Below are 22788 nucleotides of genomic sequence, written 5' to 3'. Positions count from 1 at the left end.
GGGGAGTGAAGACTCATTTAGCAAACTCCCCTTATGAATAATTTTTTAGATAAAGAATACCATCCGGTAATCGAAGATTTCATTGTCGACTTTGTTGATGATGAAATGGGCTCGGTTGAGAGAGAGTCTTTCGAAGAAGTGCTGGTTCACGACGATGATCTCCGTGAGCTGGCATTTTCTGCGAAAGAAGGAAAAAAGTTGTTAGACCAGTTTCGTGAGATTAAAGCCAATGATGATTTCATGGAAAAACTGATGAAAAAAATTAGCTGAGAGCTATTTAATTAAGTCAGCTCTCAAATCATTACATAGTCTTTATACTACTGTGTTGGTATAAGTAGACACCACATGTTAGCCATTGGATGCTTTTCTCCGTTTGCTTTTAGAGTACATTAAACAAATAAAATTTGAAGCTATAGCAGATATCGGGTCACTCATCACAGATATCTGTTTCTTGTCTGTTCAAATTTGAGTCTGACATATTTACTAAATGATTTTTTGCACTTCCTCCATGTTTAGTGAATTTGAAACAGCAGATTCAATCTCTTGTAGATCAGGCAGTTAACATATTTTTTTCTTAGCATTCAGGGAATAGATATTCTTATTCCTTAATCGTTTTTAAATATGCATACTACTTTTTCTCTCCGTGTAAGCTTTATACTTTTTCTCAGTGTGTTTCTAATGATTTCATGTTCCAAAACAGATCAGCGCTTTGAGAAGATCGGGGTAGTGGAAGGCTTTTATGGAACTCCCTGGACTCACGAAGCACGACTAGACATGGTAAGCTTTATGGGAGAGGTTGGTATGGACACCTATTTTTACGCTCCGAAGGACGATCCATACCATCGCGCCAAATGGCGTGAGCCATATGCCGGAGAAAAGCTTGAGGAGTTTAGTGAATTAATCTCAGTGAGCAAGCAGTCGGGAGTAGACGTATTTTTTGCGATTAGTCCGGGTCTGGATATTGTCTATTCCGATTCTGCTGATTTTGCCGCTTTGAATAATAAATTACAGGCTATGGTCGGGCTTGGTGTAGAGCATTTTGCTCTTTTTTTGGATGATGTTCCTGAGGACCTGAGACATGCAGCAGATAAAGAACAGTATGAGAACCTGGCTGCTGCTCATGCCGATCTGATCAATCGCCTTTGGGATAAACTAAAAGAGCAGAATATCGAGTTTGTGGTATGCCCAACTACTTATACTTCTGCATGGGGTAACAGGGATTATATTCAAGAATTGGGAGAGACCATTCCTCAGGAGATTTCCTTATTCTGGACCGGAGAAGATGTAGCCATAGCAAAGATAACGGAAGCTGAAACCCGGGATTGGAAGAGACTCATCCAGCGTAAGCCTCTTATCTGGGATAATTTTCCTGTGAATGATTTTGAGGGTTGGCGTCCCATTCTCGGGCCTTTGAGAGGAAGGAGTCCAAACTTACCAAAAGTAGCCGAAGGCATCATCGCTAATCCAATGGACCGCCCATATTCAAGCATGATTCCATTATATACGGTAGCTGACTATGGAAAAGATCCTGCAGGATATGAACCAGATACCGCTTTGCATGAGGCTGTGACAAGTTTAGCGGGAGAAAAAGCCTTAGCTCATATAATGCCAGTCGTGAAAACATATTCCGATTATGGATGGACGGATAATGAATTTACTCCGGTCTATACTCCGGGAAAACAACTGGATGCAGATCGGTTATATGAAACTCTGGACTCTTTGCAATATCACCTTGAGCAACTAAAAGCCCCAATGTTTTCTGGCAATGACTATGTTCAGCATTTTGTGGCTGAGATCGAACCTTTTATTTCCAAAACCCGGGCTGATCTGGATGAGCTTCTGAAGACGGACAGAAGTTTACCTGACATAACCTCAGGATATGAGAAGAAATGGGAAAATGCCCGGTTTTCTATTCGTCAAGAAGGGGACAAGTGGACAGCAACTTTAGATGTGGATGAGGGTCATTCCAAAAATGAATGGGTAATGATCGTTACTCAATACAAAACCCCTCCGGAAGTATGGTTACAACCGGAAGACTTAATCATTCGCTGGGATCTTGCCAACTCAGACACTGCCAGAGGCGATCACTTTTATCTAACTCCATTTTCCCGAAAAGGAATTTCAGATATCAAAGTTCGCACAATCACTTCCTTTTTTGAACACTTTACCCGCCCATCAAACACCGAAATAACCACACATAAGGAAGATCATAAAGATCATACGAGTTATGTAGTAACCTTTCCGGCTCCTGAGCAAGATAGCGTGCGATTCAATGTTTTTGTGAATCCGGGATATATGTTATCCAAACAGCCGTATTTAGGAAATCCCTTTACTTATCCGGTTCTGGTTAGAGGGTAAGTTTCCCAAATTGATGGATGCATGTCTGTTGAGAATCGCTTTTCTTTGATTCGAACATTCATCAAATAAAAATCTCTTGGCCTCAGGATCGAAAAAAGTAATATATGCTGCTCTTATTGGTAACGGACTCATTTCAATCACTAAATTTGTTGCTGCTGTAATTACAGGCAGTTCGGCAATGATGTCGGAAGGCATACACTCGGTGGTAGATACAGGTAATCAGGTTTTGTTACTTATGGGTTTGAAAAAAGCCAAAAAGCCAGCAGATGCTGAATTTCCATTTGGCCATGGCAAGGAAGTTTATTTCTGGAGTTTTGTGGTGGCCATTATGATTTTTGCGGTAGGTTCAGGAATTTCTATTTATGAAGGGATTCACAGCTTATCCGATCCCCATGAAATCTCTAGCCCCATGGTAAATTATATCGTGCTTGGGCTGGCTATGATCTTTGAAGCTTTTGCCTGGTACTTTGCCTGGAAGGAGTTCAACAAGACCAAGGGCGATCGGAGTTATTTCGAAGCCGTTCGCAAAGAAAAAGATCCAACTACTTTTGTGGTTTTGTTTGAAGATTCTGCGGCCATGCTCGGCTTGGTTGTTGCTTTCATTGGAGTTTTTCTGAGCCAGGTAACGGGAATCCTCATTTTCGATGGAATTGCCTCTATTATTATCGGAGTGATTTTAGGTGGAACCGCTATATGGCTTGCTCATGAAACCAAGGGATTACTCATCGGGGAGAGTGCTGACCTTGAAATCATTGAGGGGATTCAAAAGATGGGTAATGGAATGAAGTCTATTCAAATGGTGAAAGAAGTGCTCACCCTACATATGGGGCCGCAATATATTCTGGTTACTATAAACGCGGATTTCGTTTCGGTTTTGAACTCTGATGAGGTTGAATCCGCTACTGCTGAATTATCTGCAGAGATAAAAAGAACTTACACCAGAGTGAAACGAGTATTTATTGAGGCTGAAGGGGGCTCTAAATAAGCACGACAAAGAAGAGTACGATTTGTACACAAAGGGTATAAAAAGAATAATTATAGTACCGGTATTTCTTATTGGCGATAGCAGAAATCTCATAAATCTGATGGAGAAGGTCGCCCTGCAACTCTTCATCAGAGGCTTCAAGAAATTCGTTGGCGTAGGTTTTTCTGTCTGGTCTTGAAATGATGTCTTTATGATAGATCAGTTTTGAAGTTCCCTGTCCGCCTGAGTGAGTTTTTCTCGGCTTTATAGTCAGAGAGGCGAAAGCCAGAAATAGCACAAAAGAACCCATAAATAGAAACTCCGGGATGTTAATCGTTTCGAGTGCTTTGAATTCGGTAAGAATAAAAGTGGCAGCCACACTGCTCACTAAAAACAAATACCGGATTTTATTATCCGCTAACTTTATGAGTTCCTGTTGATGAAGGAAAATATTCCAGCTGTAATTTAATCGGTCTATACTCTTTGCATTTTCCATACTTATAGATCATAAGTTAGTAGTCAATGAGTTTGTTAAGCATTTTCTCCAGCTTTGAATCAGCCATAAATCCTTCTTCAAGCCCTTTGTCGTGAGGAATAGGCATATCCAGGGAAGCACAGCGCAGAACCGGAGCATCGAGCCATTCAAAGCACTCCTCAGAAATGATAGCTGAAATTTCGCTTAAGGGCCCAAGTGTCAGAGTAGGTTCCTGTAACAGCAACGCTTTACCGGTTTTCTGAACCGTTTGTCTGATAGACTCTTTATCAAGAGGAAGAAGCGTTCTCAGATCCAAAACTTCCAGTGAGGTTCCTTTTTTGTCATATGATTCAGCAGCGGAAAGAGCCCACTGAACTCCCATTCCATAGGTGATGATGGTGGCATCGGAACCCTCTCTTCTGACTTTTGCTTTTCCCAGAGGCTCATAATTTGCTTTGTCAGAAATATTGTCTTTCAGACTTCTATATAGCTTTTTATGCTCAAAAAATAACACCGGATTTGGATCATGAAGGGAGCTGTACATCAAATTCATGGCATCCTCAACTGTTCCTGGTACCACTACTTTTAAGCCGGGAATTTGCATAAACCAACCTTCAACCGATTGGGAATGATAGGGCCCGGCTCCAACACCACCTCCATGAGGTGCGCGAATCGTGATATTAAGGGGAGGAGACCACCTGTAACGGGTTTTCGCAATGTTGTTGACGATCTGGTTAAATCCACAGGAAATGAAATCAGCAAACTGCATTTCTACAACGGGCTTAAATCCTTCCAAAGCCAAACCCATGGCTGCTCCCAAAGCCCCGGATTCAATAATTGGGGTATTCCTGACTCTTTGATGGCCAAATTGCTCTAAAAAGCCTTCCGTGATTTTAAAAACACCTCCATACTCTGCAATGTCTTGTCCCATAATGAGGAACTTGCTGTCTTCTTCAAAAGCTTGCCGTAATGAGGCTTGTATAGCGTCTACAAATCGGTGTTCGTAAGTAACGCCATCTTTATGAGGAGGGAGATTCTCTGGTTGCGAGGCATACACTCTTTCAAGTTCACGTTCTTCGTCAAAAACGGGGTCTGCTGCTGCTAAAGCCTTATTAAGATCCTTTTTAAAGGATGCATCTATTTCTTTTGTGACCTTTTCCAACTCATCCTGAGTAAATAAACCTTCGGATTCTATATACCGTTCGAACCGGTGAATCGGATCTTTTTCAGCCCAGTTTTCAAATAATACATCCGGTACATAATGAGTACCAGAAGCTTCTTCATGGCCACGCATGCGGAATGTTTTGGCCTCGATGAGAACCGGTTCACCTTTTAAAGCGAGTTCTCTGGCTTTGCCAACGGTGTCCATAACTTCAAAAATATTGTTCCCATCAATATTGAAGCCATGCATCCCATAACCTTTGGCACGATCTGATAAATGCTCGCATGCAAATTGCTCTGATGTAGGTGTTGATAGTCCATAGCCATTATTCTCAATAATAAAAACGACCGGCAACTTCCAAACGGCAGCCAGGTTCAAGGCCTCATGAAAATCTCCTTCACTTGTAGCTCCATCCCCACAAAAAGAAAATGCAACGGCTTTTTCTTCCCGCATTTTCATCGCCAACGCAAGTCCGTCAGCTACGGGCATCATAGCAGCAAGATGAGAGATCATCCCGATAATCTTGTGTTCGGGAATACCAAAGTGAAAGGACCGATCGCGCCCCTCGGTAAAACCATCAGCTTTCCCAAACAACTGGCAAAAAAGAGGGTAGAAGGGCACATTCCGAGCCGTGAATACCCCCAGGTTTCGATGCATGGGCAGAATATAATCTTCCGGTTCAGAAGAGAGGGAGACTCCAACTCCAACCGCCTCCTGACCAATCCCCGAAAACCACTTGCTGATTTTATTCTGCCGAAGCAGCATCAACATTCGTTCTTCAATGCGCCGGGGGAGCATTAGGTTTTTGTAGATGTACAGTGCTGTTTCTGCAGAGATTTTTTTATCAGTAATAGCCACGCAGTAAGATGATTAATTAGCAGGTTACCAACCCAACAGATAAGCAAAAATAAGCGGAGCTACAATAGTAGCATCAGATTCAATTATGAACTTTGGAGTGTCTATTCCAAGTTTGCCCCAGGTTATCTTTTCATTGGGAACAGCGCCTGAGTATGAACCATAGCTGGTTGTGGAATCGCTAATTTGACAGAAATAAGACCAAAGAGGTACATCTTCCTTCCCAAGGTCCTGCTCAATCATTGGCACTACGCATATTGGGAAATCCCCGGCAATTCCGCCGCCAATCTGGAAAAAGCCAACTCCGCTGTCTGAGTTATTCAAATACCAATCAGACAGATATATCATGTATTCAATTCCTGACTTCATCGCGTTTGGCTTTGTGCGGCCCTCAATACAATGGGAGGCAAAGAAATTACCACAGGTTGAATCTTCCCAGCCCGGAACAATAACAGGGATATTTTTTTCTGCCGCTGCCATTAACCAGGAATCTTTTGGATCAATCTGGTAGTCATCTTCCAGATCGCCACTCAAGAGCAGATCAAAGAAGTATTCGTGAGGGAAATGTCGATTCCCTTCTTCGGTGGCTTTTACCCAGCGTTTAACCAGGTGATCTTCAATTCGCCGCATGGCTTCTTCTTCCGGTATACAGGTATCTGTTACGCGGTTGAAATGCTGATCGAGGAGATCTTGCTCGTCCTGTGGGCTCAAATCCCTGTAATTCGGAATTCGTTTGTAATAATTATGGGCCACGAGATTGAACACATCCTCTTCCAGGTTGGCTCCGGTACAAGTAATAATATGAACCTTATCCTCCCGTATCATCTCTGCCAGTGATAATCCTAACTCACCTGAACTCATGGCTCCGGCAAGAGTGATCATCATTTTTGCTCCCGAATCAAGCTGTTTTTCGTAGGCTTTGGCAGCATCAACAACAGTAGCAGCGTTAAAGTGTCGGAAATGATGGGTTAAAAATTCTGAAACAGGTCCTTTATTACTCATGAGTTAGCAAATTTATAGCTTAGCATTTTATAGTAAAGTTTGGCAGCCAAAAATTGAGGTGCAGAAAATCCTTCAATTGGGGCGAGTTCAACAATATCAAAGCCGAGCACATTCTTTTGCTGAAATACTTTCTTCAAGTATTTAATCATTGTATTCCAGTTCATCCCGCCCGGCTCTGGGGTTCCGGTCGCAGGCATAATTGAAGGGTCAAAGACATCCAGATCAAGTGTGATATACACCTTGTCGGTAATTTTACTCAGGGAATCATCCATCCAATCCGTTTGGCCATACATATCTTCTGCAAAATAACATTTATTGCGGTCAAGGTATTCAAGTTCTCCGGAATCCATACTTCGGATACCTACCTGTATAAGGTTTGCGTTTTGAGAGGCATCATAGACCGCACAGGCGTGATTGTATGGTGAGCCGTGATACTCAGGGCGGAGATCGGTATGAGCATCCAGCTGAAGGATGGTGATATCCGGATGGGCTTCATAAAAAGCCTTGATAATGCCAATACTAATAGAGTGCTCACCACCAAAGAAAGTGAGAAATTTATCCTTTTTCAGAAGTTCTTTTGTGCTTTTATATACGGCTTCAAACATAGCTTCAGGTGAAGCATCTTCGAGGATGGGGTCTATAATATGAACGCCTTGTTTGTACACCTCACTATCGGTTTCAATGTCATAGATCTCCATGTTCTCTGCGGCATCCAGAAAAGCCTCAAAGCCTTGGTCGGCACCTTTTCCCCAGGTACTGGTTCCATCGTAGGGAACAGACTGAAGCAAGACCCTGGCTTGCTCAAATTCATTGTGACTTCCCTCTATACCTGCAAATAGTTGATTCAATTTAGTCATTGTAACCCAGTATGTTAAGCATATTGTCAACAGTTTGTTCGCCCCGGTAAACATAATCGAAAAGATTGCCGTTCTCGTCCTTATCTACCACGATGTGTTTGGGAGAAGGGATAAGGCAGTGTTTGATTCCACCGTATCCGCTGATGGAATCCTGATAAGCGCCCGTGTGGAAAAAACCAATGTAGAGAGGTTCGTCATCGTCATCCGAATAAGTAGGCAAAAGAACCTGTTGATTGAGCTCTTCTGAATTATAGTAATCAGAATGATCACAGCTGATTCCGCCAATATTTACCCGTTTATACTGATTCTGCCATTTATTGAGGGGGAGGAGAATGAATTTTTCATTGATCGACCAGGCATCAGGGATGGTGTTCATCAGGCTGTTATCAACCAAATACCAAAGCTCGGCATCGTTTTGCTGCTTCTGCTCCAGCACCTGGAAGATGACGGCTCCGCTTTCCCCAACGGTATATTTTCCGAATTCAGTATAGATATCAGGCTCTTCAACATTTTCGTCTTTACAGGCTTCCTGAATATTTCTTACGATTTCGCCGGTTATATACTCATAATCAAACTCAAAGCTCAGGCTGTTCTGGATTGGGAATCCGCCGCCGATATTCAAAGCATTAACAGAAGGAGCAATTTTTTTAATCTTGGTAAACTGGGTTAGAGCTTTCTTGAATTCATTCCAGTAATACATATTATCGCTTACACCCGAATCCACAAAGAAGTGGACCATTACCAGTTCAACCTGATCATTTCCTACAATTCTTTCTTTTACAAAATCCAGGATTTCACGCTTATTAATACCCAGCCTGGAGGTGTAATATGATGCCTGCGGATCTTCCTCAATAGAAATCCGTAATCCAATTTTGATGGGCTGATCCAGATCCAAAGCCATAATCTTATCCAGTTCCCGGGCGTTATCCAGTACACAGATTGAATTCCGAAAACCTTCTTTATTCAGCCGTCCAATTTTTTTGATGTAATCATCCGTTTTGTATCCATTATGGACAATAGTTTTATCCTGAGAAAAAACACCCTTTTTGTACAGGTTGTCAATCAGATCAATGTCAAAAGCTGAAGATGTTTCCAGAGACACATTCTCTTTAAGAGCGGTTCTAACCACATGATTGAAGTGACAGCATTTGGTGCAATAACAAAATTCGTATTTACCAGAGTAGTTGTTTTCAGCTATCGCTTTATTGAAGTATGTGCGGGATTGTTGAATTTTCTCTCTGATTTTTGGAAGATAGGCAAGCTTAAAGGGGGTGCCGTATTTATCAATAAGGTGTTTAAGGTCTACATTATTGAAATTTAGCGTACCATCAACCAGGTTAAAACCATTCTGAGGGAAGTGATACGTCTGATCGATTAATTCGTAATAGTTATTCTTCATTAAATAATAAGGGGTTTAAAAACGGAATAATGTAAATCAAAGGGGCGACTAATATAAAATATAATTCACTATTATTTTTAACCCTGATTATGGGTTTTGACAATTTGTTAATAAGGGTTGATGAGAGTTTTATAAAACATTTAAAAGAGCATAACATTGATTTTCTTTAAAAATATGTATCTTTATTTCTGCTTTTAAAAAAGAAAGTATCATCGGCTTTCATCAAGCCAAGAAATACATTTTCGCTTTTAGTTAAGAAGCACATTCACTGTACTTTTAATTTCAGACCTGTATAAAGATTGGAAGCACTTGGCCGACAGATTTTAGTAGAATTTTATGATTGTGAAAGCGCAAAAATTAATGATGTAGAATACATCGAAGAAGCGATGCTCAGCGCAACCAAAGCTGCCCGGGCAACTATCATTTCGCACAACTTCCACAAATTCAGTCCTTATGGAGTAAGCGGTATGGTAGTGATTGCAGAGTCTCATGTAGCCATCCATACATGGCCTGAGTATAACTATGCAGCTGTAGATATATTCACCTGTGGTGATACTATCGACCCATGGATAATACAAGAGTATCTTAAAGAAGCATTTGGCTCTCAAAATGTGAGCAGTATGGAAATGAAACGTGGTTTATTTAAAGTACCACAGGGCGAAAAATTACTCTTCAAGCCTACGGTGAATGTTCAGGAGAATTGACTGACACATAGATATATCTCGAGGAATTAGTTCAGCGTTATTCGTTTTATGGATAACGTTTTACCGAATAATGAAAAACGATTAATACCACCATGCCCATCCAATTCAATGAATTTTATCACGAGAAAACTGGCTTAACCATTGGTCTGGAGAAACTGTTATTTTCTGAACAGACGGACTATCAGTTAGTGGAAGTCTATGAAACGGATACCTGGGGGAACCTGATGACCATCGATGGGATGGTGATGCTTTCTCAAAAAGATGAGTTTGTGTATCATGAAATGGTGGCTCATCCGGTTATGTTTGCCCATCCGAACCCGGAGAAAGTGCTCATTATTGGTGGTGGAGATGGAGGAACGGCCCGGGAAGTGCTCAGGCACCCATCCGTAAAGCATCTGGATTTGGTGGAGATTGATGAAGCTGTGGTTCGTGCGTCCAAAGAATTCTTTCCGGGAGTTGGGGCATGGGGTGACGCTCGCTTAAATGTGTTGTTTGAAGATGGCATCGCTTTTGTAAAAGCAGCCAGGGCCAAGTACGATGTTGTGATAATAGATGGGTCAGATCCTGTTGGTCCGGCTGAAGGATTATTCGAGAAGGAATTTTTTCAATATTGTTTTGATGCACTAAAGGAGGATGGAGTGCTTTCGGCTCAAACGGAATCTCCCTGGGTGGCAGACTATCACAAGAGTATGAAACAGGTATTTGATGCTTTAAATGATGTATTTACTGAATCTGATATGTATTTGGGCTACATACCGTTATATCCGGCAGGAATGTGGTCTTTTGCTTATGCATCCAAAGGAATTAAAGTACAGGCTGAGGATGTATTGACTAGAGTAGAAGAGGGACTGAGCAGTTTTGGGAATGAACTTAAATACTACAATAAAGCCGTTCATCAGGGAGCATTTGCTCTGCCTAATTTTGTAAAGGAAATTATTCAGTAGGCTTTTTTTGTGAAGGGTTGAACCTCTTCGGTTGTGTACCCGATGCTTCAAGAGATTTTTGTAATAGTCTATTCTATTTTATTTAGCAGATAGGTTTTGATACATTCTAAGAGAACCCTTAAAAATAACTTAGAGAAGAGGTTGCATGAGGTTTTCAATATATCCAAACACGGGAATTCTCGTTGTAATCCTAGTATTTTTTTCAGCTTGTGATTTGATTACTAAAGATCAAACGCTTGAAGTTCCTGAGCCGGTAATTGTCAGTGCACAAGATATTCCTGTCGATATATATGCTTCAGAAGATGTCTATTTCCTTGTTCGTTATGATTCCACGATGAATAAGTGGGAAGAAGGAGCTGGTTCTATTTTGGAAGAGCTAATAAAAAGTAATTTTCATCCACAACAAGCATGGTTTCCGATTGGTGTAACCCGCTGTATGGCACCGAACGTGCATGAAGCATTCATTGTACAGCTTGAAAAGCCAGATATACAAATTCTGGAGAATGGCTTTATTACAGATACCGACTCTCTAAATTTAAATTGTGGTATTGAAGAATTTAAGTACTACTCCTTTTAGTGACATTTCATTTTAACCAGTTCTGATTCTCAGTCTCAAAACCTCTAAGGCCGAATAAACAGGACTTCTTTTTCAGTGATTATCGGCTCAATCCGTTTCATCCGTGTTCTATTCTATTCCCTGCACAAGTTTTAAAAAGAATGTAGATTTGGGACATGTTATCGAAAGCTGGTTTCTTCTCTTTACTGATCTGTTTGCCCTTGCTGGCTTTTGCCCAAAATTCATCTATGGATTTCCGTGTATTTGAAGGTGGAAAACAAATCCAGCTTCCCGATTCTGTGCAGGCACAACTTATACAAAGTCAAAACTCAGTTGAACAAATCCTGATTCGGTGGTTGTCGGCAGAAGGATACTTAAACGCTTCCGTTGATCGTATTCAGGGAAATAAAGCGTTTATCAACCGAAACTGTGAATTTGAATTGAATGAAATACAAGTCACATATGCGGGTGAGCTGGATTCTTCGGTTGTTAATCAATCCGAAATTCCATTTTCAAATCAGGCTCTAAGAACAGAGATTGCAGAACTCATTTATCAGCTGCAGGATCAGGGCTTTCCTTTTGCAGAAGCTTCCATTATTTCGCTAAAGCCGGATTCTGTTAGCTGTACAGTTGAGGCTGAGGTAGTAATTGAAACAGGTGCTAGAATTGAACAGTCTGAAATCTACTTTTCTGGTGCGAAAGTTAACTCACAGGATTATCTGAGAAAAATCTCCAGATACAATTCTTCCAGAGTTATTACACCTGATTATCTCAGATATTTGCGTTCAAACCTTAACTCAAGCGGATTATTTAATGCTGTTGAACCGGCTCAAATCTATCTTCGAAATGGAGAGCCTGTCATTATTTTTCAGATGGAAGAGCGCTCATTGAATCAGTTTGATGGATTAATCGGATATGTGCCGGATGCTGCCGGGAACGGGCAAATTGTAGGTGATGCAGAACTTTCGCTGTGGAATGTGCTTACCCAGGGCAATGGCTTTGATTTCCGCTACCAGCGCTTACGGCCGGAAACGAGTCAGCTCAACCTGGGAGCTTCACAGGATTGGATCGGGAATATTCCAGTGGGAGTTTCAGCGGGATTCCAGCTGTACCAAAACGATACCACCTATCAATCCCGGGATTTTGAACTGGATGGATATTATCTGATGGGGGCGGGATTTAAACTAATGGGTGGAGTGGGATTCCAGAGTACGACTTCCGGAAATAATTTGCCTGTGGTCATAGAACCAGACGGACAAAAGCGAACGGCCCGACTCGGTTTTGAATACACCAATCTCGATCGTTACGATGTGCCCACTTCGGGAAGTTCTGTTCGGTTAATGCTTGGTATCGCAAATAAAGATCTGTCAGAAGATTCCAGCAGCTCCTTCACTCAGAACATACTCGAATTAACTGTCCGGAATTACATCCCCATTTTTGAGAAAAGCGTGATTGCTACCTCTTTACATGGGTTTTTGCTGGAATCAGAGAAAATAACTACCAACGACTTAACCCGATTCGGGGGAGCCAATTCCTTTCGGGGCTATGCCGAACAACAGTTCCGTGCGGGAACGATGCTTTGGGGAGATGTGGAATACCGATTCTTACTCAACCGGCAGTCTTACTTGTTTGGTTTTGGTGCAGTGGGAGGTTATCAACGGCCGAAATTGTTAACCGAGATGAGCAACGATTTTCGAATCACAGATTATTTATTCTCCACAGGATTTGGCCTCAGCTACCAAACTCAAATCGGCCGATTGAAATTTACCTATGCGATTTCACCAGAAGAATCCATAGGTAATGGGAAGGTACATTTTGGGATAAGGACGGAGTTGTAGGTTTCGTAATTTTCATCCTCCGAATACACTCGAAGGATCTTCAAATTGTCTGATTTCCAAAACGGAATATTGAATATCCAAGTTGAGTATATGGATAATGGATATTCATTATGGGCTATTTCGAGGCTTGTTCTGCGCCCCAAAGACTATTATATTCAACTCGAATTTATTGAATGCTTATAAAGAAAGACCGAGGGATGGGCCCGATGACGTCTTGGCAACCACTTCTGAAAAGGGGCAGGTGCCAAATCCCACTCAGCTATACGTATGCTGAGGAAGATAAGCGAGCTAATCACTCTCCGCTCTTTCTGCTTAAGCTAATCCAACATCGAAAGAGTGAATATAAAACAAGCATTACAAGATCGAATTCTGATTCTTGATGGCGCCATGGGCACCATGATTCAGCGTTATAAGCTAGAAGAAGCTGATTTCAGGGGTGAGCAGTTCAAAGATCATACTGATGATCTTAAAGGGAATAATGATTTACTAAGTCTGACCCGGCCCGATATCATTCAGGCTATACATGAAGAATACCTCGAAGCCGGAGCTGATATCGTGGAAACCAATACCTTCAGCGGAACCCGTATCGCCCAGGCCGATTATAACCTGGAGCATGTTGTTTATGAGTTGAATCTGAAGTCAGCCGAGATTGCCAAAAAAGCTACCGACAAGTTCACCAAACAAAACCCGGATAAGCCACGATTTGTAGCAGGTTCGATGGGGCCAACAAACAAGACAGCTTCTATATCGCCAGAAGTTACCGATCCGGGCTATCGGGCTGTTACCTTCGATGAACTGGCAGAAGCTTATAAAGAACAAGCTAAAGGATTGATGGATGGCGGAGCGGATTTACTGCTTGTAGAAACCATTTTCGATACACTGAACGCTAAAGCCGCTCTTTTTGCCATACAGGAGCTTTTTGATGAGCGCGGTGAGGAACTACCCATCATGGTTTCAGGTACGATTACCGATGCCTCCGGAAGAACGCTTTCAGGTCAAACCGTGGAGGCTTTTTTAATTTCCGTATCTCATGCACCCATCCTAAGTGTAGGTTTCAATTGTGCGCTGGGAGCGAAGCAGTTACAGCCATACCTCCAAAATCTGGCAGATAAGTCTGATTTCTATGTTAGTGCTTATCCCAATGCCGGACTACCAAATGAGTTTGGGGAATATGATCAGGGACCAGAGCTTATGGGTAAAGAAGTGGAAAAATATCTTGAAGATAATCTGGTGAATATTCTCGGTGGGTGTTGCGGGACTACTCCCGCGCATATTTCAAAAATGGCCGAATTGTCCCGGAATTATGAACCTCGAATTCTTAAACGCAAAGACGCAAAGCTCGCGGAGTCGTGAATTGAATATGAAGATCTTTGGTAAAATTGAACAGAGAATGAATCAATCACTCGAAAACAGCCTTACAGTTAACCCTTTAACCTTTGCGCAACTCTGCGCGTTCTGCGATTAAATATGCAATCACTACCTCTACAGTTAAGTGGGCTTGAGCCTCTTGTTATTACAAAGGATTCAAATTTTGTAAACGTAGGAGAGCGTACAAATGTAACGGGTTCAAGAACTTTCCTGAATTACATAAAGAATAAAGAATATGATAATGCACTGAAAGTAGCGCTGGATCAGGTGCAGGGCGGGGCGCAGATTCTGGACGTCAACATGGACGAAGGAATGCTGGATAGTGCTAAGGAAATGACTAACTTCCTCAATCTCATCGCCTCCGATCCTGATATCGCAAAAATTCCCATTATGGTTGATTCCTCAAAGTGGGAAGTGATCCTGGCGGGACTCAAATGTATTCAGGGAAAAGGAGTCGTGAATTCCATCAGCCTCAAGGATGGCGAGGAGGAGTTTCTGCGACGTGCTAAAACTATTCGTCGGTTTGGAGCAGCAGTTATATGCATGGCTTTTGATGAAGAAGGTCAGGCTGATACACTGCCAAGGCGAAAGGAGATTTGTGATCGTGCCTACAAACTACTCACCAAAGAAGTGGGCTTTGACTCATCTGACATAATTTTAGATCCTAATATCTTTCCGGTAGCAACCGGGATGGATGAGCATCGTCGCAACGCACTTGATTTTTTTCATGCCGCTAAATGGATACGTGAGAACCTTCCCGGAGCTCATGTGATTGGTGGTGTAAGTAACGTTTCTTTCTCTTTCAGGGGGAATAATCGCGTTCGTGAGGCCATTCACTCCGCTTTTCTATATCACGGTATTCAGCACGGAATGGATATGGGAATCGTCAACCCAACTCAATTGGAAGTGTATGATGATATTCCCGAAGATCTGTTGGAAAGAGTAGAGGATGTACTTTTTGATCGAAGGGATGATGCTACAGAACGATTGCTGGAAATAGCTGAAGAGTACAAAGGCGAATCTTCAACAACCAAAAAGAAGACTGACGACGAGTGGCGTAAAAAACCAGTGGAGGAGCGGCTAAGCCATTCATTGGTAAAAGGAATTAATGATCATGTAGAAGAGGATGCGGAAGAGGCCCGGCAAAAATATGGAAGTCCGCTGGAAGTTATTGAAGGTCCGCTCATGGACGGGATGAATATAGTGGGCGATCTATTTGGAGCCGGGAAGATGTTTCTGCCCCAGGTGGTTAAAAGTGCCCGGGTAATGAAACAAGCCGTGGCTTATCTTACTCCATACCTGGAAGAAGAAAAAGCGAAAAACAAAGATACCAGTGAGCAGCCCAAAGTTTTACTCGCTACGGTAAAAGGGGATGTACATGATATTGGAAAAAACATTGTGAGCGTGGTATTAGCCTGTAATAATTACAATGTGGTTGATCTTGGGGTAATGGTGCCAGCCGATAAAATTCTTGATGAAGCTGAAAAGCATAACGTAGATGCTATTGGTCTAAGCGGGTTGATCACACCATCCCTCGATGAAATGATTCACGTTGCGCGTGAAATGAAGAAGAGAAAGATGGAACTGCCTCTGCTGATTGGTGGAGCAACGACCTCACGCCTTCACACAGCTGTCAAAATTGATCCGGAGTACGATGGCTCCATTATTCATGTGCTGGACGCATCACGGGCTGTTTCCATAGCCGGTGATGTGATTAGTAAACAGCGAAAAGATGGTGTTCGGCTGGAAGTGAAGAAAGAGTACGAAGAGCTTCGCAAACAGCACGAAAGCCGGCAAAATCAAAAAGAGCTTTTGAGTTATGAAGAAGCGAAAGCCAATAAAACAGAAATAGATTGGGAAGGGTATAAGCCACCCAAACCATCATTTTTAGGAACAAAGACTTTTGAAGATTATCCGATTTCGGAACTTAGAAATTACATCGACTGGTCGCCTTTTTTCAGAACCTGGATGCTGACCGGAAAGTATCCGGATATTTTGGAAGATGAGGAAGTGGGAGAGCAGGCTCAGTCTTTATTTGATGATGCTCAGGAGCTTATTGATCGTATTGTTGAGCAAAATTTACTGAAAGCAAAGGCTGCCATAGGCTTTTATTCTGCAAATAGTTACGGAGATGATATAAAGATTTATGAAGGTGATAATCAATCCAAAGAACTTACCGGATTTCACTTTTTAAGGCAGCAGACCAAGAAGAGGTCAGGTCAGCCTAATTCGTGTTTGTCAGATTATATCGCACCACAGGAAACCGGAATTACAGATTACATAGGATTTTTTGCTGTTACTGCTGGATTGGGCATTGAAGCGATCATTGATGAATACAAGAAAGTAAATGACGACTATAATATTATTTTGGTGAAAGCCGTGGCCGATCGGCTTGCAGAGGCTTTTGCTGAACGGATGCATGAAAGGGTTAGAAAGGAGTTCTGGGGCTATTCGGACGAAGAGAACTTCAGTAATGAGGAATTGATTGCCGAGGCGTATTCCGGAATCCGGCCTGCACCTGGTTATCCAGCCTGCCCTGATCATACTGAAAAACGCATTTTATTTGATTTGCTTGAAGTTGAGAACAATGCTGAGATCAAGCTCACTGAATCATTTGCCATGTATCCTGCTTCCTCAGTGAGTGGAATTTATTTCTCTCATCCTCAATCAAGGTATTTCAGGGTAGGGAATCTCGGGGAAGATCAGGTTATTGATTACGCACAAAGAAAATCATCTACGAAAAAGGAAGTCGAAAAATGGCTTTCTCCAATTTTAGACTACGAGCCAGCTAAGGAATGAAAGTAACTGAACATATTGAAAAAGCGAATGGTGATACACTATTCTCATTTGAAGTTTTACCGCCACTTAAAGGTCAGAATATCCGGTCTTTATTTGATCATATGGATCCATTGATGGAGTTTAATCCCCCATTTGTGGATGTAACCTACCATCGGGAAGAGTTTGTGTACAAGAAGCGTGAAAACGGTCTTCTGGAGCGCAAAACGGTACGTAAACGTCCAGGTACGGTGGGCATCTGTGCGGCCATTCAAAATCATTATAAGGTAGATGCTGTACCACACATCATTTGTGGTGGATTCACCAAAGAAGATACCGAGAATGCTTTAATTGACCTGAATTTTCTAGGCATCGACAATGTACTACTCATTCAGGGAGATACACGGAAACCAGAGCGTGAGTTTGTTCCAGAGCCCGACGGTCATGCCTATGCATCAGAGCTTATCGAGCAGGTTGTGGATTTGAATAATGGTATTTATCTGGATGAAGAACTTGAAAATGCCAAGCCATCCGATTTCTGCATCGGTGTGGCCGGTTACCCGGAAAAACATTTTGCGGCTCCCAATATGCAAACGGATTTAAAATATCTGAAGCTGAAACAGGATATCGGTGGCGACTATATTGTTACTCAGATGTTCTTTGACAATCAGTGCTATTTTGATTTTGTAAAGAAATGCCGGGAAGCCGGGATTACACTGCCTATTATTCCCGGATTGAAACCCATTACATCCCAAAAACAGCTAACTATTTTGCCTCAGCTTTTTCATGTAGACTTACCCATGGAGCTTTCTAAAGCGGTTGAAGAATGCAAGAACAGGGAAGAGGTGATACAGGTTGGAATCGAGTGGACTATTCAGCAGTCTAAGGAGCTGATGGAATTTGGAGTGCCAAGCCTGCACTATTATTCAATGGGGAAATCTGCTTCGGTGTATGAGGTGGCTAAGGAGTTGTTTTAATTGGTGTCTAAAGTAAGTATCACATTCTCAGGATTGTCCAGGTTAAATAAAGCCTGAGCTTTTGTATTTGTGCACAAGGGCTCATTTTTAAAGGTTGCTGGTATGAATTGAGAATTCTGAACAGCCCGTAAAGAGGTCTCATCTGCACCCCCGCCAATCCCTTTTGATATGTAAACATCCTGAGCTTCTCCAGTTGCTGTTATCTGGAATATAATTTCAACAGTCCCTTCAATTTCAGCTCTCCGGGCCATTTCTGGGTATTCTCCGGCATTTTCCTTTATGAATTCTCCATTCGAAAAAATGGGTTTTTCGGTTGCTTTAATGAATTCAACCGGAGCTTCACGATCAGTGCATGCCATTACTTCAAATACCTTTTCATCATTTCCATTGGAGCATGAAATGGCAAAAGTCAGTGAAAAGATTAACAGAAGAATTTTATTCATAGGACACTCATTAAAAAATTATCAATGGCCTTCAATTTTTACCTCCAGACACTCTTCAATAAACCGGTGAAGGATTCCCATTTGTTTGTGACCCAGTTTCTGTCCGGAATACGCAACCAAATAAAGGCTCAATAACAAAATAATTAATCCCGGCACAAACCAAAGAATATCGGCGGGGTTACCGAGCGACCAGAGGGAAAGTCCGACCATCAGAATGATCATGGTAGCGAAACCGATGGCGGAGTAGAAGAATACGAACATGGTCCATACCGATGGTTTCGGCCCATATAAACCCCTTACTAAAGTTCCTTCTTCAAGCTCATCAACGGTAATGGTTAATTGAGGTGACCAAAAATGCTGATCTTTTTGTGGTGGATAAATAGTGGCGAAGCCCTTGATGGTTTGTCCTTCACAGGTAGCTTTTTCAGAACTCAATAAAGCTCTGATTCGTTGGTTAATGTCGTCCGGGCTTAGAGATGTTTGTACCTTTATTCGAGGGCGAATGCTGCGAAAATGTATTTGATCGTCCATGCGAGTGCGATGTCTAAATCCACTGCTGATCTTCAATAGCCACGGTTCCTTCTGCCTGGGTTGAACCGGTGTGCAGGGTTGATTTTGGTTCAATCAGCATCACCCAGCATTCTTTTTCTGCAATTGGGAAGTGTTCAACTCCGGCTGGCACGATGTACATTTCGCCTTCTTTCAGAATAACCTCTTTGTCTTCACGAAACTTCAGGTTGAGTTCACCTTTCACGATGTAGAAAAGTTCGTCTTCATTTTCATGGCTATGCCAAACAAATTCTCCCTTGAGTTTAGCCAGTTTCACATACTGATCATTGAGTTCACCAACGATTTTTGGTGTCCAGTATTCGTCAAAGAGACTAAATTTTTTAACTAAGTTAGCCGGAAGAGTCATTTTAAGATACCTTCCAGCGTCTTGTTGAAGTCTTTTTCCAGGGTGGGTTCAAATTTTTTACCTGTGAGCATTTCAAACAATTCGGCATAGCGGCGATATACCTCCATCCGGAATTCATCCGGGAGATCGGGGAGAGTTTGCCCTTCAAGACCCTGAAAATCATGCTCCATCAGCCATTCCCGCAAAAACTCTTTGGACAACTGTTTCTGGCCTTCATCCTGAGCCTGACGTTCCTCATATCCATGCAGGTAAAAATATCGGGAAGAGTCGGTAGTGTGCACTTCATCAATCAAAGTTAGTTCGCCATTATATAATCCAAACTCATATTTAGTGTCAACAAGAATAAGCCCCTGTTCGGCGGCAACTTTGGTTCCCTGTTCAAAAAGGGCGAAGGCTGCATTTTTAATTTCATTCCATAAAGCTGGCTCCACGATTTCCCGGGAAAGAATTTCTTCTTCAGAAATATCCTCATCATGGCCTTCCTGAGCCTTTGTGGCAGGAGTCAGAATAGGGGTTGGGAACTTGTCGTGTTCTTTCAAACCTTCGGGGAGTTTCACTCCACAAAGCTCACGTTTTCCTGATTTATAAACCCTCCATGCATGTCCGGTGAGGTAGCCGCGAATAACTACTTCAATGGGAACAGGGTCACACTTCTTTGCTATAGTCACATTGGGGTGGGGAACATCAATCACATGAGTGGCAACAATATCTTTCACTTTTTCAAACGAAAAAGCAGCAAGTTGATTCAGGATTTGCCCTTTAAAAGGAATCGCCTGCTTCATGATATAATCAAAGGCAGAGATGCGGTCAGTAACAACAATTCCTAACTTATCATTATCAAGCTGATATACTTCCCGGACTTTACCTTTATAGGGTGCAGGAAGTCCGCTTATATTGGTTTCCGTAATGCAGTTATCAAGCGCTTCGCGGGTAGAAAAATCAGAACTCAACTTCTTATTTAGCTTTTTTATTTTCTGTTGAACCTCGCTGTACCAGCACCGGATTTATGGTGGTTTGATACAATTCATCATTGGGTTTGGTGATAATTTCGGCAAGACGTTTTGTAGCCTGCACACCGATAGTATACATCTTCTGATCGATGGTGGTGAGCTCCAGATACTTACTCAACTTAATGTTGTCGTATCCCATGATGGCAATATCATCAGGCACTTTCATGCCAAGTTTTGAAAGCGCATAAATAGCACCAACAGCCTGCGTGTCATTGGAACAGAAAATAGCCTCTGGAAATCGGCCGAGCTTATCAAATTTATAGATGGCTTCAAAGCCAGACTCTTCGGTAAATCCACCATGTTTGGTAGAATCTCCGCTTATAAACAGAGCGTTGTCAATTTTCATCTTATAATTCTTCAGTGCATCTTTAAATCCCTGTATTCGCTGCAGTGAAGCTCTTGACTCGATGACACTGGTAATCATTCCTATCTCCTCAAACCCTTGCTTAACCAAATGCTCACCCGCCAGATATCCTCCCTGGTAGTCATTAAGCATAAAATAATTGTAAGAGGGATGAGAGGCATTTACCAGCACAGCCGGAGTTTGTGTAGCTTGAATAAGTTCGTGGACGGTATCGCTTACATCAATGGATAAGAGAATAACTGCATCGGCTGTACCGCGATCAAAGAAGTTCTGTACAGCTTCTTCAGGTTGCTTAGAGCCCGTATTGTACATAATGATATCAAGATCCATTTTTTTGATTTCATCTTTTACACCTTTCAGTACCTCATTAAAATAGGGGGTTGTAAAAGAAGGAACCGCAATGGCCAGCATCTGAGGCTCTTTACTCGCAAGCTTACGAGCGCTTACCTGTGGGCGGAAGTTAAGTTCCTTAATCGCTTTCTCAACTTTCTCTTTTGTTACCTTCGATACATTCTCTGATCCGTTAAGTACCCTGGAAACCGTAGAGATTGCAACCTCAGCTCGCTTCGCAACCTCATAAATTGTCACTTTCTTATTCATTATACCTCAATTATTTAGCACTATATACTCGTTGAGCTTAAAAGATAATAGAATTGGATTAACTCAATATAACCATTTTCAAGTTTCAAGTATAAACATCTTCTTTTCAAAATGTTATAAAGAAAAACTGATAATTATCTATTTACAGCGGGAACTTTTTTAAAGCAATTAAGGCTTTAGCAAGAGAGAAACAAATGATTATGATTACGAATATTCTACGTCTGCCATACTATGTATTTCGCCCGCTGTACGAACGTACTTCCTTTCATAAGTCTGTGATTGAGGATTTACAGGATGAACAGCTAAAGGAAGCTTACTCTCATTGCCGGCATATAACAAAGAAGCATGCCAAGACTTTTTATATGGCTACACGCTTTCTTCCCAACGAAAAGCAGCGGGGTATTTTCGCTATTTACGGATTATGCAGATACCTGGATGATTTAGTAGACGAAGCAGAGGATCTCATTCACAATAAAAAAATTACAATTGATCAGGTAGATGAAAGGCTTGAGATGTTTAAGCAACGTCTTATTGATGTATATGATGGGCGTATTGTTGATGATCCAATTCTTACTGCCTTTTCCGATACCCTAAAAAAATATAAGATCTCGATGGAATTGCCATTCTTGCTGATGGATGGCGTTAAGACCGACTTGGTTAAAAGCAGGTTCAGAAATTTTGAAGAGGTTTACGACTACTCTTATAAAGTAGCTTCTGTGGTAGGGTTGATGACCAGCGAGGTGTTCGGCTACGTAGATAGTAAAGCTCTGGATTACGCTGTTGATCTGGGTATTGCCATGCAGTTGACAAATATTTTGCGGGATGTAGGAGAAGACTTACGTCGCGGACGGATTTATATACCACAAAATGAGCTCAAAACTTTTGGAATCACTGAAAGTGAATTGTTTTCCTATACTCTGGATGAAAAGTTCAGGAGCTTAATGGAGTTCCAGATTAAGAGGGCAAGGGAGTATTATTCAAAAGCTGATCTGGGAATTTCTCTGCTATCAAGTGATAGCAGGTTGCCGGTTTATCTGGCCAGACACAACTACGGCCGCATTCTTGATAAGATTGAAGAGAATAATTACAACGTTTTCGATCACAGAGCTTATCTCAATTACACGGAAAAACTTTCGATTTTGCCCCGTGCTTTTCTGGATTTAAATACAGCCAGTTAAAATCTGCTTTTTGCTTGGAGAATCTTTGCGTAAAGTCCTATTA

The 22788-nt window shown here is 41.9% G+C and carries 21 protein-coding genes and 1 riboswitch; of the genes, 11 read left to right on the top strand and 10 right to left on the bottom strand.

Going from position 1 to position 22788, the window contains the following annotated elements:
* Positions 1–33: 33 nt before the first annotated feature.
* From RIB15_RS13330 to RIB15_RS13320, 3 genes are all read left to right on the top strand, one after another.
* A complete protein-coding gene (locus RIB15_RS13330) occupies positions 34–270 on the top strand; it encodes an anti-sigma factor (protein ID WP_350202661.1) in 237 nt (78 codons plus the stop codon).
* A gap of 408 nt (positions 271–678) precedes the next feature.
* Positions 679–2358 carry a protein O-GlcNAcase gene (locus RIB15_RS13325; protein WP_350202660.1) on the top strand — a complete coding sequence of 560 codons (1680 nt, stop codon included), beginning with the start codon at positions 679–681 and terminating at the stop codon, positions 2356–2358.
* 76 nt (positions 2359–2434) lie between these two features.
* On the top strand, positions 2435–3343 hold the full coding sequence (locus RIB15_RS13320) for a cation diffusion facilitator family transporter (protein WP_350202659.1): 909 nt from the start codon (positions 2435–2437) through the stop codon (positions 3341–3343).
* Here RIB15_RS13320 and RIB15_RS13315 read toward each other — a convergent pair.
* From RIB15_RS13315 to RIB15_RS13295, 5 genes are read right to left on the bottom strand one after another with little or no spacing between them, the layout of a single operon-like run.
* Positions 3336–3818: a Pycsar system effector family protein gene (locus tag RIB15_RS13315; protein WP_350202658.1), complete on the bottom strand. Its 483-nt coding sequence runs from the start codon at positions 3816–3818 to the stop codon at positions 3336–3338. The two genes, RIB15_RS13320 and RIB15_RS13315, sit on opposite strands and share 8 nt — an antisense overlap.
* A gap of 16 nt (positions 3819–3834) precedes the next feature.
* The gene (locus RIB15_RS13310) at positions 3835–5817 is read right to left on the bottom strand and encodes an alpha-ketoacid dehydrogenase subunit alpha/beta (RefSeq protein ID WP_350202657.1); all 1983 of its coding nucleotides are present in this window, start codon (positions 5815–5817) and stop codon (positions 3835–3837) included.
* Positions 5818–5841: 24 nt separating this feature from the next.
* The gene (locus tag RIB15_RS13305) at positions 5842–6816 is read right to left on the bottom strand and encodes a deoxyhypusine synthase family protein (protein WP_350202656.1); all 975 of its coding nucleotides are present in this window, start codon (positions 6814–6816) and stop codon (positions 5842–5844) included.
* Positions 6813–7673, bottom strand: a complete 861-nt coding sequence (gene speB / locus RIB15_RS13300; RefSeq protein ID WP_350202655.1) for an agmatinase — start codon at positions 7671–7673, stop codon at positions 6813–6815. Before speB ends, RIB15_RS13305 begins: the two co-directional genes overlap by 4 nt.
* Positions 7666–9072: a type III PLP-dependent enzyme domain-containing protein gene (locus RIB15_RS13295; RefSeq protein ID WP_350202654.1), complete on the bottom strand. Its 1407-nt coding sequence runs from the start codon at positions 9070–9072 to the stop codon at positions 7666–7668. The genes speB and RIB15_RS13295 overlap by 8 nt, the downstream gene beginning before the upstream one ends.
* Positions 9073–9371: 299 nt before the next feature.
* Between RIB15_RS13295 and speD the strand changes: the two genes are divergently transcribed.
* The 7 genes from speD to RIB15_RS13260 all read left to right on the top strand — a co-directional run bounded on the left by speD (position 9372) and on the right by RIB15_RS13260 (position 18234).
* Positions 9372–9776 carry an adenosylmethionine decarboxylase gene (gene speD / locus RIB15_RS13290; protein ID WP_350202653.1) on the top strand — a complete coding sequence of 135 codons (405 nt, stop codon included), beginning with the start codon at positions 9372–9374 and terminating at the stop codon, positions 9774–9776.
* 92 nt (positions 9777–9868) lie between these two features.
* Complete coding sequence (speE, locus tag RIB15_RS13285) at positions 9869–10720, top strand: polyamine aminopropyltransferase (RefSeq protein WP_350202652.1); 852 nt, start codon at positions 9869–9871, stop codon at positions 10718–10720.
* A 214-nt stretch (positions 10721–10934) separates the two neighbouring features.
* On the top strand, positions 10935–11297 hold the full coding sequence (locus RIB15_RS13280) for a hypothetical protein (protein ID WP_350202651.1): 363 nt from the start codon (positions 10935–10937) through the stop codon (positions 11295–11297).
* Between the two features lie 155 nt (positions 11298–11452).
* The gene (locus RIB15_RS13275; RefSeq protein WP_350202650.1) at positions 11453–13114 is read left to right on the top strand and encodes a BamA/TamA family outer membrane protein; all 1662 of its coding nucleotides are present in this window, start codon (positions 11453–11455) and stop codon (positions 13112–13114) included.
* A 174-nt stretch (positions 13115–13288) separates the two neighbouring features.
* Positions 13289–13400, top strand: a riboswitch (SAM riboswitch).
* 50 nt (positions 13401–13450) lie between these two features.
* Positions 13451–14467 carry a homocysteine S-methyltransferase family protein gene (locus tag RIB15_RS13270; protein ID WP_350202649.1) on the top strand — a complete coding sequence of 339 codons (1017 nt, stop codon included), beginning with the start codon at positions 13451–13453 and terminating at the stop codon, positions 14465–14467.
* Positions 14468–14581: 114 nt separating this feature from the next.
* A complete protein-coding gene (gene metH / locus RIB15_RS13265; RefSeq protein ID WP_350202648.1) occupies positions 14582–17281 on the top strand; it encodes a methionine synthase in 2700 nt (899 codons plus the stop codon).
* Positions 17278–18234 (top strand): methylenetetrahydrofolate reductase, encoded by a 957-nt coding sequence (locus tag RIB15_RS13260; RefSeq protein WP_350202647.1) that lies wholly within the window; start codon positions 17278–17280, stop codon positions 18232–18234. The genes metH and RIB15_RS13260 overlap by 4 nt, the downstream gene beginning before the upstream one ends.
* Here RIB15_RS13260 and RIB15_RS13255 read toward each other — a convergent pair.
* The 5 genes from RIB15_RS13255 to RIB15_RS13235 are packed head-to-tail and all read right to left on the bottom strand — an operon-like array spanning position 18231 to position 21567.
* Positions 18231–18677 (bottom strand): energy transducer TonB, encoded by a 447-nt coding sequence (locus RIB15_RS13255; protein WP_350202646.1) that lies wholly within the window; start codon positions 18675–18677, stop codon positions 18231–18233. The two genes, RIB15_RS13260 and RIB15_RS13255, sit on opposite strands and share 4 nt — an antisense overlap.
* 21 nt (positions 18678–18698) lie before the next feature.
* Entirely contained in the window at positions 18699–19208 is a 510-nt protein-coding gene (locus RIB15_RS13250) for a hypothetical protein (protein WP_350202645.1), read from the bottom strand.
* Positions 19209–19221: 13 nt separating this feature from the next.
* Positions 19222–19593: a cupin domain-containing protein gene (locus RIB15_RS13245; RefSeq protein ID WP_350202644.1), complete on the bottom strand. Its 372-nt coding sequence runs from the start codon at positions 19591–19593 to the stop codon at positions 19222–19224.
* A complete protein-coding gene (locus RIB15_RS13240) occupies positions 19590–20543 on the bottom strand; it encodes a phosphoribosylaminoimidazolesuccinocarboxamide synthase (protein WP_350202643.1) in 954 nt (317 codons plus the stop codon). The genes RIB15_RS13245 and RIB15_RS13240 overlap by 4 nt, the downstream gene beginning before the upstream one ends.
* A gap of 4 nt (positions 20544–20547) precedes the next feature.
* Positions 20548–21567: a LacI family DNA-binding transcriptional regulator gene (locus RIB15_RS13235; RefSeq protein WP_350202642.1), complete on the bottom strand. Its 1020-nt coding sequence runs from the start codon at positions 21565–21567 to the stop codon at positions 20548–20550.
* Between the two features lie 194 nt (positions 21568–21761).
* Between RIB15_RS13235 and RIB15_RS13230 the strand changes: the two genes are divergently transcribed.
* Complete coding sequence (locus tag RIB15_RS13230) at positions 21762–22745, top strand: squalene/phytoene synthase family protein (RefSeq protein ID WP_350202641.1); 984 nt, start codon at positions 21762–21764, stop codon at positions 22743–22745.
* The last annotated feature ends 43 nt before the right edge of the window (positions 22746–22788 follow it).

Origin of the sequence: Gracilimonas sp. (genome assembly GCF_040218225.1) — a bacterium.
GTDB lineage: Bacteria > Bacteroidota > Rhodothermia > Balneolales > Balneolaceae > Gracilimonas.
The sequence above is the reverse complement of the archived record's forward strand: the minus strand, read 5'-3'. Positions and strand labels throughout refer to the sequence as shown.